An 8,529-nucleotide genomic window follows, 5' to 3' on the forward strand; every position below is an offset into this window, starting at 1 on the left:
CACCATGACCACGACCACCCTCACCAAGGACCAGCTCGCCCTCGCCGAGGTGACCCTCGACTTCGCGCAGGAGCGCCTGGCCCCCTCCGCCGTCGCCTGGGACCGCGACAAGCACTTCCCCGTCGATGTGCTGCGCGCGGCCGCCGGACTCGGCCTCGGCGGTGTCTACGTCCGCGAGGAGCACGGCGGTTCGGGGCTCGGCCGCGCCGACGGCGTCCTCGTCTTCGAGGTCCTCGCCACCGGCTGCCCGTCCATCGCCGGCTACCTCTCCATCCACAACATGGTCGCCTGGATGATCGACGCCTACGGCGACGAGACCCAGCGCGCCCGCTGGCTGCCCGGCCTCTGCGCGGCCACCACCCTCGGCAGCTACTGCCTCACCGAACCCGGCGCCGGCTCCGACGCCGCAGCCCTGCGCACCCGCGCGGAACGCGACGGCGACCACTACGTCCTCACCGGCGTCAAGCAGTTCGTCTCCGGAGCGGGCGCCTCCGGGGTCTATGTCGTCATGGCCCGCACCGGCGGCGACGGCCCCGGCGGCATCAGCGCCTTCGTCGTCGAACGCGAGGACCCCGGCCTCTCCTTCGGCGCCAACGAGGTCAAGATGGGCTGGAACGCCCAGCCCACCCGGCAGGTGATCCTGGACGGCGTCCGGGTGCCCGCCGACCGGCGGCTCGGCGCGGAGGGCGACGGCTTCCGCATCGCCATGCACGGCCTCAACGGCGGCCGCCTCGGCATCGCCGCCTGCTCCCTCGGCGGCGCGCAGAGCGCCCTCGACCGCAGCCTCACCCACCTCGCGGACCGGGAGGCCTTCGGGGCGCCCCTCATCCGGGCGCAGGGACTCCAGTTCACGCTGGCCGACATGGCCATCGAACTCGCCGCCGCGCGCGCCCTGGTCCGCCAGGCCGCCGACGCCCTCGACCGCGGCGACCCCGGCGCGCCCCACCTCTGCGCCATGGCCAAGCGCTTCGCCACCGACACCGGGTACTCGGTCGCCGACCGGGCCCTCCAACTCCACGGCGGCTACGGCTATCTGGGCGACTACGGCATCGAGAAGATCGTCCGGGACCTGCGGGTCCACCGCATCCTGGAAGGGACCAACGAGATCATGCAGGTCATCGTCGCCCGCGCGCTCACCGAGGCGGCCCGGTGACGGCGCCCGGAGAGGCGGCGGGCGAGCCCTCGGTGCTGCTGCGCACCGAGGGGCGGGCGGCGTACCTCACGCTGAACCGGCCGCGTGCGATCAACGCCCTCACCCACGCGATGGTGGGCACGATCGCCGAGGCGCTGGACGCCTGGGAGGACGACCCCTCGGTGGAGGTCGTCGTCCTCACCGGCGCGGGGGAGCGGGGACTGTGCGCGGGCGGCGACATCCGCGCGATCCACGACTCGGCGCGCGCGGGCGCGGGTGGTGCGGGCCCGGGTCCCGGCCCGGACGGTGACCCGGCCGGGGCCGCCGCCGCGTTCTGGCGGGACGAGTACCGGCTGAACGCCCGGATCGCCCGGCTGCGCACCCCGTACGTCGCCGTGATGGACGGCATCGTGATGGGCGGCGGCGTCGGCGTCTCCGCCCACGGCACCGTACGCCTCGCCACGGAACGCTCCCGGGTCGCCATGCCCGAGACCGGGATCGGCTTCGTCCCCGACGTCGGCGGGACCTATCTGCTGGGCCTCGCGCCCGGCGAACTCGGCACCCATCTGGCCCTGACCGGCACCCCCGTCGGCGCGGCCGACGCCCTGCTGTGCGGGCTCGCCGACCATCACGTCCCCTCCGCCGCCCTGCCGGCGCTCCTCGCGGACCTCGCCCGCGCGCCCGTGCACGAGGTACTCACCGAGCACGTCCGGCCCGCCCCGCCCGGACGGCTCGCCGCCGCCCGGGAGTGGATCGACGCCTGCTACTCCGCCGCCACCGTCGAGGAGATCGCGGACCGGCTGCGCGCCCATGGCGACCCGGCGGCCAAGGAGGCGGCGGAGACCCTGGCCGCCAAGTCCCCGACCGCGCTCAAGGTCACCCTGGCGTCCCTGCGCCGGGCCCGTGGACTCGGGCCGCTGGAACGGGTCCTGGAACAGGAGTACCGCGTCTCCTGCGCCGCCCTCGCCCACCCCGACCTGGTGGAGGGCATCCGCGCCCAGGTCATCGACAAGGACCGCGATCCGCGCTGGTCGCCCGGGAGCCTCGCCGAGGTCACCGCCGCCGACGTGGACCGCTTCTTCGCCCCGCTCGGCGAGCGCGAACTGCGCCTCGCCGGGCCCGGATCACCCCAGGAGGTGCCCTGGTGAGCGTCATCGCCTTCATCGGCCTCGGCAGGATGGGCGGCCCGATGGCCGCCAATCTCGTCAAGGCGGGCCACCGCGTCCTCGGCCACGACCTCGACGCGGACGCGCTCGCCGCCGCCGTCGCGCACGGCGTGGAACCCGCCGCCTCGGCCCCGGCCGCCGCCGGGGCCGCGGACCTGGTGATCACCATGCTGCCCGCCGGCCGCCATGTCCTCGCCCTCCACCGGGAGGAGGGGCTGCTCGCCGCCGCCCGGCCCGGCACCCTGTTCGTCGACTGCTCGACCATCGACGTCGCCGACGCCCGCACCCTCCACGAGGCGGCCGCCGCCGCGGGCCACCGGGCCCTGGACGCACCCGTGTCCGGGGGAGTGGTGGGCGCCGAGGCGGCCACCCTCACCTTCATGGCGGGCGGCGGGGAGGCCGAGTTCGCCGAGGCGGAACCGGTGCTCGCGGCCATGGGACGCAAGGCCGTGCACTGCGGCGCGGCGGGCGCCGGGCAGGCGGCGAAGATCTGCAACAACATGATCCTGGGCATCTCGATGATCGCCGTGAGCGAGGCGTTCGTCCTCGGCGAGAGCCTCGGGCTCTCCCACGAGGCGCTGTTCGACGTGGCCTCCACCGCGTCCGGGCAGTGCTGGGCGCTCACCGTCAACTGCCCGGTCCCCGGGCCCGTCCCGGGCAGCCCCGCCGACCGCGACTACCGTCCCGGGTTCGCCGCGCCGCTCATGGCCAAGGACCTCGGCCTCGCGGCGAACGCGATCCGCGCCGGAGGCGTCGACGCGGCCCTCGGGCTGCGCGCGGCCGAGGCGTACGCGGCCTTCGCCGAAGGCCCCGGAGCGGACCAGGACTTCTCCGGGATCATCCGCGCCATCCGGGACGGCGCCCTGGGCACGAGTCACACCACCGGCACCATCGAGGAGACAACCGCATGACCGGCACCGACACCGGCACGGGCACGGGCACCGACAGCGGCGAGCACAAGGACCTGTACGAGACCATCCGCGTCGAGCGCAGGGGCCGCACCGCCCTGGTCACCCTCGACCGGCCCAAGGCGCTCAACGCCCTGTCCCTGCGGCTGATGGACGAGGTCGTCACCGCGACCGCGCGCCTCGACCGGGACCCGGAGATCGGCTGCATCGTGCTGACCGGCTCCGCGAAGGCGTTCGCCGCCGGGGCCGACATCAAGGAGATGCAGCCGCGCGGCTACCCGGACATGTACGTCGACGACTGGTTCGCCGCCTGGGACCGCTTCGCCCAGGTGCGTACGCCGACCGTCGCGGCGGTCGCCGGATACGCCCTCGGCGGCGGCTGCGAGCTGGCCATGATGTGCGACATCCTGCTCGCCGCCGACACCGCGGTGTTCGGGCAGCCGGAGATCCGCCTCGGCGTCGTCCCCGGCATCGGCGGCTCCCAGCGGCTGACCCGCGCGGTGGGGAAGGCCAAGGCGATGGAACTCTGCCTCACCGGGCGCACCATGGACGCCGCCGAGGCGGAACGCGCCGGTCTGGTCTCCCGGATCGTCCCGGCGGACGACCTGGTCGGCGAGGCGCTCGCCGTCGCGGAGACGGTCGCCGGGATGTCCGCGCCGGTCGCGATGATGGCCAAGGAGTCCGTCAACCGGGCCTTCGAGACCACCCTCGCGGAGGGCGTCCGCTTCGAACGGCGCCTGTTCCACGCGGTGTTCGCCACCGCCGACCAGAAGGAGGGCATGGCGGCGTTCACCGACAAGCGGCCGCCGCGGTTCACCCACGGCTGACGGCGCCCGCCGCCCGGCTTGGCGGGGCCCGGCCGGTGGCCGGGCCCCGCCCCTGACCGGCCCCTCCGCCTCCGTCCACCCGCCTCCCCGTTCCCAGAGAGCCCCCACCATGAGCACGGACCCGCCCACGGACCAGCGCCACCTCCTCGTCATCGGCATCGGAGCCGGTGACCCCGACCATCTGACCCTCGCGGCGGTCAAGGCCCTGCGCCGTACCGACGTCTTCTTCCTCGTCGGCAAGGGCCCCGAGAAGACCGCCCTGACCGATTTGCGGCGCCGAATCCTGGCGGAACACGCCACCGGGCCCCACCGCGTCGTCGAGGTGGACGACCCCTGGCGCGACCGGACCCGGGAGGACGGCGCCGGCTACACCACCGCGGTCCATGACTGGCGCCGCCGCCGCGCCGAGGTCTACGAACGCCTGGTCCGCGAGGAACTGGCCCCCGGGCAGACGGGCGCGTTCCTGGTCTGGGGCGACCCCGCGCTCTACGACAGCACCCTCGGCATCCTGGACGGGATCACCGCGGGCGGCACCCTCGCCTTCGACGTGGAAGTCGTCCCCGGCATCAGCAGCGTCTCCGCCCTCGCGGCCCGGCACCGGATCACCCTCAACCAGGTCGGCCGTCCCGTCCACATCACCCCGGGCCGGCGGCTCGCGGACGCCTGCCTCGCGGGCGACGGCGACGTGGTCGTGATGCTCGACGCCCAGGAGGCGTACCGGCGGGTCACCGGCGACGACGTGTGGATCTACTGGGGCGCCTACCTCGGCACCCCCGACGAACTCCTCCTCTCCGGACCGCTGCCGCAGGTCGCCGCCCGCATCAGCGAACTCCGCGCCGAGGCCCGGGAACGCCACGGCTGGATCATGGACACCTATCTGCTGCGCATCGCCGAGGGGGGCGGGGAGGCCCCGGGACCCTGACGGGCAGCCGGCGGGGAGGTTCTGGCCGGGTGCGGCGCGGCCGCCCCCCGGATGGGGTGACGGTCAGGAGGGGAAGCGGAAGAGATGGAAGCGGTAGGACTCGATGTCCTTCCGCTTCACCACCGACGCGGCCCGCAGCATCGCCCGGTAGCGGGCCGGGAGCCGGGTGCGGACGGCCGCCGGGAGGGCCGCGAAGGTGCAGGAGGTCTCCAGGGTCAGACCCGGGACCCAGGACAGGATCTCGGCCGGGTCGTCGCACTGCCAGTGCATCCGGGCCGCCACCTTGGAGAGCACGTCGTGGGAGTCCTGGGTGCCGACCATTCGGCCCGAGGCGGTCTCCAGCGCCAGCCACGCCCCGGGCAGCTCCCGCGCGATCATCTCGAACACCGCCCGGACACGGGCCTCTTCGAGGTAGATGAGGACGGCCTCCGCGGCCAGGAAGTACGGACCGGGCCGCTCGCGCACGGCGGCGGTCCACTCCGGGGCGTCCACGGAACCGGCCAGCATCCGGCGGCGCGGGGTGTCCTCGAAGAAGGCGCGGCGCAGGTCGATCACGTCGGGGAGGTCGAGGTCGAACCAGTGCGTCCGGCCGTTGTCCAGCCGCTCGAAGCGGGTGTTGAGGCCGGTGCCGATCTCCACCACCGTGCCGTCGGGGTGCCGGCCGAGGAACTCCGCCACCCAGGCGTCGATCAGCAGCGTGCGCACATTGGAGCCCAGCAGGCTGCGGGCGCCGTCGAAGCGGGAGAAGTCGTAGTCGAGGGAGTCGACCATCTCGACGGCCCGCGGGTCGGAGAGCATGCCGTGCCGTTTGCGGGTCTCCACGGCGCGGGCGTACAGCGGGATGAGCAGGGTCTCCTGGATCTCCCCCAGTTCGGGGGTGCGCTTGCGGTCCGCCACGGCGGTCCCCTTTCGTCGATGAGCCGATGACATGGGCCCCGGCCCGGCCGCTCAGCCGCCGTCCGGGACCAGGGCCAGGGCCGCCGCGTGCCCGGCGGCCGCCGGCAGGTCGGTGATCCGCACCCCGGGCACCTCGGCGGGCACCGGCCCGGTCCCCGCCAGGGGGTCGGCCGAACCATGGGTGAGGGCCACCCCGGTCGCCTTCAGCACGGCCTCCTTGCGCACCCAGCACCGGGTGAACGCGGCCGGCCGGTCCGCCGCGGCCAGCGCGGCCAGTTCCGCGCGTTCCACCCGGTGCAGCGCGGGGACCACGTCCTCGGTGATCCGGGTGGACGGCACGGCCTCCACGTCCACCCCGACGGGGACCCCGGCCGTCGCGACCAGGACGTGGTCGCCGGCGTGCGCGAGCGAGAAGTGCAGGGCGTGGTGGGCGAGATACGGCTTGCCGTGCGGACCACCGCACCCCGCGCACGGGCGCCGGGCGAAGACCAGCCGCTCGGGCCGCTCACCGACCAGCCCCGCGAGGGTCTGCCGCAGCAGGACGTGCGCCACGAGATAGCGGTCGGCGTCCTGCTGGAAGCGGAACCCCGCGGCCCGTTCCCGTTCCCGCTCGTCGAGCAGCCCCAGCCCGGCCCGGGCCGCCGCCGTGTTCGGCGCCACCCGGGCCGCGAACACGCCGGGGTGCCCGGGCAGGACGCGGTGGTCCAGCAGCGGACCCGGCCCGGCCGCAGGGGCCGGAAGCGGCCGGGTCGGTGCGTCGTGGTGCACGGCGGGCCTCAGAACACGCGGTCGGCGGTGGTGACGTAGGCGCAGCGCCCGGCGGCCCACTCCAGCGCGAAACGGTGCTCGCGCTCGGAGAAGTCGGCCACCGCGTCGGCCACCACGAACGCCTGGATGTCCTGCATCCACGCGTCGCACGCGGTCATCAGCACACCGATGTGCGCGTACACACCGGTGACCACGATCTGGTCCCGGCCCTGCTCGCGCAGCCGCTCCAGCAGATCGGTCCGGACGAAGGCGCTGTACTTCCACTTGGTGAGCACGGTGTCCCCGGCCTCCGGGGCGACGGCCGCGGCGATGGCGGTCGCGTGCTCCTCGGCCGGGACGCCCGGGCCCCAGAAGTCCTGCTGGAGGCCGCGCTCCTCGGGCGTCTGCCCGCCGGGCTGCGCCGTGTAGATCACGGGGACGCCCAGGCGCGCGGCCTCCTTGCGGAGCCGGGCGACATTGCCGAGGAGCGCGGTGACCGGCTCGGCCTCGGCGTCGAAGGCGGACAGGAAGTAGTTCTGGAGGTCGTGCACGAGCAGCACGGCGCGGTCCGGGTCGACGCGCCAGTCCACCCGGTTGGCGGGCAGATCGGCGGTGCGGGGCATCGGGTAGGGGGCCACGGCGGGCAGGGCCATGAGGGTCTCCGGTGTGCTGGGTGGAACAGAGGTGGTCAGAGAGGGGGGACGGGGGCGGGTCAGAGTTCGGCGCCGACGGCGTCGAGGAAGGTGCGGAACTTGGCCGCGGTCTCGGCGGTCTCGGCGTCGGGCTCCGACCCGGCGACGACCCCGGCGCCCGCGTACAGGCGCAGGGTGCGCCCCTCGGCCTCCGCGCAGCGGATGGTGACGACCCATTCGCCGTCGCCGTCCGCGTTGCCCCAGCCGACCATGCCGGTGAAGAAGCCCCGGTCGAAGGGCTCGGTCTCGCGGATCACCGTACGGGCGAGGGCGGTCGGCGTGCCGCACACGGCCGGGGTCGGGTGGAGGGCGGAGGCGACCTCCAGCGCGGAGACGTCCGGGTCGGCGAGTTCGCCGGTGACCGTGGTGGACAGGTGCCACATGGTCGCCGTGCGGATGAGGGTCGGCCGCGGCGGGACCTCGATCCGCGAGCAGAACCGGGCCATGTGCTGGTGCACCGCGTCGACCACGACCGCGTGCTCGTGCAGGTCCTTCGCCGACTCCAGCAGGGCCGCCGCGCGCCGCACGTCCTCGGCGAGGTCCGCGCTGCGCGGGGTGGACCCGGCGAGCGGGTTGGAGACCAGCCGGTTCCCGCGCCGCGAGACCAGGAGTTCGGGGCTGGCGCCGAGCAGGGTGCGGCCGGGGCCGGTGGGCAGGGCGAAGGTGTGGCCCGAGGGGTCCCGGCGGGCGAGCCGCTGGACCATGGCGGGGATGTCGAGGGCGTCGGGGCCGGTCAGTTCCAGGGTCCGGGCGAGCACCACCTTGCTGAACTCGCCCTCCCACATCCGGGCGACGGCGGCGGCGACGCCCTTGCCGTACACCTCCGGGTCGGGCTCGGGCCGGACGGACCAGGCGGTGCGGGGGGTCGGGGCCGGTGGCAGGCCGACCAGCGGGTCGGAGGCGAGGGCCGGGCCCGCGCGCAGGACCTCGGGGACGACGAGGGCGGCGGGCGCCGACTGGTCGAAGGGGACGGCGCCGACGACCACGGGCGAGGGGTGGCGTTCCGCCACCGCGGCGCGCAGGGTCTCCGCGACCCGCTCGGCGAGCGGGCCGGGGCCGTGCGGGACCTCGCGGTGCACACCGTGGGCCAGCAGGGTGCGGCTGGGCGTGGCGAGGAAGCGGTCGCCGGCGCGGTAGGCGTCCAGCATGCTCGTGGCCGCGCCGACCGCGGGGTGGGCGGGGGCGGTGTCCTGTCTGTGCTCGGCGACCTGGTGGACCGTCGACACGATGACTCCTCG

Annotated in this window: 9 protein-coding genes; 5 read left to right on the forward strand and 4 right to left on the reverse strand. The window is 75.0% G+C overall.

The window, feature by feature from the left end; translation table 11 throughout:
* Positions 1–4: 4 nt before the first annotated feature.
* From ABZ457_RS21785 to cobF, 5 genes are all read left to right on the forward strand, one after another.
* Positions 5–1,153 (forward strand): acyl-CoA dehydrogenase family protein, encoded by a 1,149-nt coding sequence (locus ABZ457_RS21785; RefSeq protein ID WP_359159624.1) that lies wholly within the window; start codon positions 5–7, stop codon positions 1,151–1,153.
* The gene (locus tag ABZ457_RS21790) at positions 1,150–2,280 is read left to right on the forward strand and encodes an enoyl-CoA hydratase/isomerase family protein (RefSeq protein ID WP_359159626.1); all 1,131 of its coding nucleotides are present in this window, start codon (positions 1,150–1,152) and stop codon (positions 2,278–2,280) included. Before ABZ457_RS21785 ends, ABZ457_RS21790 begins: the two co-directional genes overlap by 4 nt.
* A complete protein-coding gene (gene mmsB, locus ABZ457_RS21795; protein WP_359159662.1) occupies positions 2,274–3,209 on the forward strand; it encodes a 3-hydroxyisobutyrate dehydrogenase in 936 nt (311 codons plus the stop codon). Before ABZ457_RS21790 ends, mmsB begins: the two co-directional genes overlap by 7 nt.
* On the forward strand, positions 3,206–4,033 hold the full coding sequence (locus ABZ457_RS21800; RefSeq protein WP_359159628.1) for an enoyl-CoA hydratase: 828 nt from the start codon (positions 3,206–3,208) through the stop codon (positions 4,031–4,033). The genes mmsB and ABZ457_RS21800 overlap by 4 nt, the downstream gene beginning before the upstream one ends.
* A gap of 109 nt (positions 4,034–4,142) precedes the next feature.
* Positions 4,143–4,955: a precorrin-6A synthase (deacetylating) gene (cobF, locus tag ABZ457_RS21805; protein ID WP_359159630.1), complete on the forward strand. Its 813-nt coding sequence runs from the start codon at positions 4,143–4,145 to the stop codon at positions 4,953–4,955.
* Positions 4,956–5,018: 63 nt separating this feature from the next.
* On the opposite strand, the gene ABZ457_RS21810 is transcribed toward cobF, so the two are convergent.
* Genes ABZ457_RS21810 through ABZ457_RS21825 form a run of 4 tightly spaced genes read right to left on the reverse strand, consistent with a single transcriptional unit; the run spans position 5,019 to position 8,439 of the window.
* A complete protein-coding gene (locus ABZ457_RS21810) occupies positions 5,019–5,852 on the reverse strand; it encodes a class I SAM-dependent methyltransferase (RefSeq protein ID WP_359159632.1) in 834 nt (277 codons plus the stop codon).
* A gap of 51 nt (positions 5,853–5,903) precedes the next feature.
* Positions 5,904–6,620 (reverse strand): 4'-phosphopantetheinyl transferase superfamily protein, encoded by a 717-nt coding sequence (locus ABZ457_RS21815; protein ID WP_359159634.1) that lies wholly within the window; start codon positions 6,618–6,620, stop codon positions 5,904–5,906.
* Between the two features lie 8 nt (positions 6,621–6,628).
* A complete protein-coding gene (locus ABZ457_RS21820; protein WP_359159636.1) occupies positions 6,629–7,252 on the reverse strand; it encodes an isochorismatase family protein in 624 nt (207 codons plus the stop codon).
* Between the two features lie 59 nt (positions 7,253–7,311).
* On the reverse strand, positions 7,312–8,439 hold the full coding sequence (locus ABZ457_RS21825) for an isochorismate synthase (protein WP_359159664.1): 1,128 nt from the start codon (positions 8,437–8,439) through the stop codon (positions 7,312–7,314).
* Positions 8,440–8,529: the final 90 nt, after the last annotated feature.

Origin of the sequence: Streptomyces sp. NPDC005805, from assembly GCF_040630445.1 — a bacterium.
Taxonomy (GTDB): domain Bacteria; phylum Actinomycetota; class Actinomycetes; order Streptomycetales; family Streptomycetaceae; genus Streptomyces.